Source organism: Flectobacillus sp. (assembly GCF_049240685.1).
GTDB lineage: Bacteria > Bacteroidota > Bacteroidia > Cytophagales > Spirosomataceae > Flectobacillus.
In genome coordinates, this window is sequence record NZ_JBMLSD010000320.1 from 1 (window position 1) to 1,860 (window position 1,860).

At 36.1% G+C, this 1,860-nt stretch carries 1 protein-coding gene; it reads left to right on the plus strand.

From position 1 onward, the window contains the following. Positions 1–52: 52 nt before the first annotated feature. Positions 53–1,336, plus strand: a complete 1,284-nt coding sequence (locus ACOVQ4_RS14620) for an ATP-binding protein (protein ID WP_421821366.1) — start codon at positions 53–55, stop codon at positions 1,334–1,336. Positions 1,337–1,860 lie beyond the last annotated feature (524 nt).

Below are 1,860 nucleotides of genomic sequence, written 5' to 3' on the forward strand. Positions count from 1 at the left end.
ACACTTTTTCATTGATAAAAATGTATTTTTACACAAATAATCAATTGAAAAAATGATAAGAAGCCTTTATAAAGATCTAATTTACTGGAAAAATTCAGCCAATAGAAAACCCCTTATTTTACAAGGAGCAAGACAAGTAGGTAAAACTTGGTTGATGAAAGACTTTGGAAAACAGGAATTTGAAAAAACTGTTTATCTAAACTTTGAAAGTAGCGAAAGACTAAAGAACTTATTTTTAGTAGATTTTGATATACAACGCATCATTACTACCATTGAAATTGAAGTAGGTTATAAAATTCAAGCAGACAAATGTTTACTCATTTTTGATGAAATTCAAGAAGCAGAAAAAGGACTTACTGCTTTAAAATACTTTTACGAACAAGCACCAGAATATTTTATCATTGCTGCGGGTTCGCTTTTGGGCGTTTCTCTACAAAAAAGTACGTCTTTCCCTGTTGGAAAGGTAGATTTTTTACAAATGTATCCCATGAGCTTTGTTGAGTTTTTAGAGAATACGGGGCAACAATTGCTCTTGGCTCAACTTGAAGCTGAAAATTGGGCCATTGTAGATACTTTTCATGATAAATTAGTCGATTTGCTTAGACGCTATTATTTCATAGGTGGAATGCCCGAAGCGGTTTCTAATTATATCCAGTTTCAAGATTTGTATCAAGTACGAGAAATCCAAAGCAAAATTTTGTTAGGCTATGAAAACGACTTTGCTAAGTACGCCCCAATCGGAACAGTACCAAGAATTCGGTTGGTTTGGAGCCATTTGATTAGTCAATTAGCCAAAGAAAATCGGAAATTTATTTATGGTCAAATCAAGAAAGGTTCGAGAGCAAAGGACTTTGAAACTGCAATCAGATGGCTTACGGATGCTGGCTTAGTCTTGAAAGTGAATATTGTTGAAAAGCCCAATATCCCACTAAGTGCATATTCTGACATTGATATTTTCAAATTGTTTTGTCTGGATGTAGGCTTACTCAATGCCATGGCAGGTATTTCACCCAAAATATTGTTAGAGAAAAATAGTATTCTGACAGAATTTAAAGGTGCTCTAACCGAACAGTTTGTCGCTCAGCAATTAAAAATCAAACATGAAATTTATTATTGGTCTGCTCAAAACGCTACGGCTGAAATTGATTTTATGATTCAAAAAGAGCAAATGTTTATACCTATAGAAGTAAAAGCCGAAGAAAATCTTAAATCAAAAAGTCTGAAAGTCTTTGTTGACAAATTCCAAACAAAACAAAATCTCCGATTTTCGATGAATAACCGCCGAGTGCAAGACTGGATGACTAATATGCCTTTATATTCGGTGAATGGTTTGTAAGTAAAATGCTTTTGGGCTGTCAGCTATATGCAGTAGGCTACAGGCATTTGACCATCGTTTTTGCCTTCGCTGGTGCTGGATTCCTTCGCTGGTGCTGGATTCCTATCCAGCACCCATTTTTTCCAAGGATTCCTATCCTTGTCGTAGAGACCTCACATGTATCGTCTACAGATGATTACCTTAATAGAAACCTGATTGTTAGACGTAGCAGTGCTACGTCTCTACGATGGATTCATTCGCTGGTGCTGGATTCCTATCCAGCACCCATTTTTTCCAAGGATTCCTATCCTTGTCGTAGAGACCTCACATGTATCGTCTACAGATAATTACCTAAATAGAAACCTGATTGTTAGACGTAGCACTGCTACGTCTCTACGATGGATTCCTTCGCTGGTGCTGGATTCCTATCCAGCACCCTTTTTTTCCAAGGATTCTTATCCTTGTCGTAGAGACCTCACATGTATCGTCTACAGATAATTATCTTATTTTTAGGAACAAAGAAACTTTTTACTATAGCATATTTG

What these genes read in the sequence shown, in the direction of transcription:
- ACOVQ4_RS14620 (WP_421821366.1), top strand. Translation starts at nt 53, where the DNA reads ATGATAAGAAGCCTTTATAAAGATCTAATTTACTGGAAAAATTCAGCC.